This window comes from Xylophilus sp. ASV27, from assembly GCF_016428875.1.
In the GTDB taxonomy this organism is placed as follows: domain Bacteria; phylum Pseudomonadota; class Gammaproteobacteria; order Burkholderiales; family Burkholderiaceae_C; genus Xylophilus.
In genome coordinates, this window is the sequence record NZ_JAELTO010000313.1 from 1 (window position 1) to 389 (window position 389).

A 389-nucleotide genomic window follows, 5' to 3' on the forward strand; every position below is an offset into this window, starting at 1 on the left:
CCCCCCCCCCCCCCCCCCCCCCCCCCCCCCCCCCCCCCCCCCCCCCCCCCCCCCCCCCCCCCCCCCTCACCACCCACAAGCCGCCAACCCAGCTCTCCTGTACGGTCTCGAGGGCTCGGAGATGTGTATCAGAGACAGGGGCGGCCCCGAGCTGCCCCTGCCCGGCGAGCCCGGCCGGCAACTGCGCAACTCTGCATGGCTCACCTGTGAGGATGTGGAACGCATAGCGGCGCGACACGCCAGCACCGCGGCTGTCTCTTAGACACATCTGACGCTGCCGACGAGGAGACCCTCGTGTTGAGGGGGGGGGGGGGCGGTGGAGTGGGGGGGGGGGGGGGGGGGGGGGGGGGGGGGGGGGGGGGGGGGGGGGGGGGGGGGGGGGGGGGGGG

At 78.4% G+C, this 389-nt stretch carries 1 protein-coding gene; it reads left to right on the forward strand.

The features are described from left to right. Nucleotides 1-262 (forward strand): hypothetical protein (locus JHD63_RS23065; RefSeq protein WP_198973144.1); only part of this gene is annotated, 262 nt, incomplete at its 5' end. Between the last annotated feature and the right edge of the window lie 127 nt (nucleotides 263-389).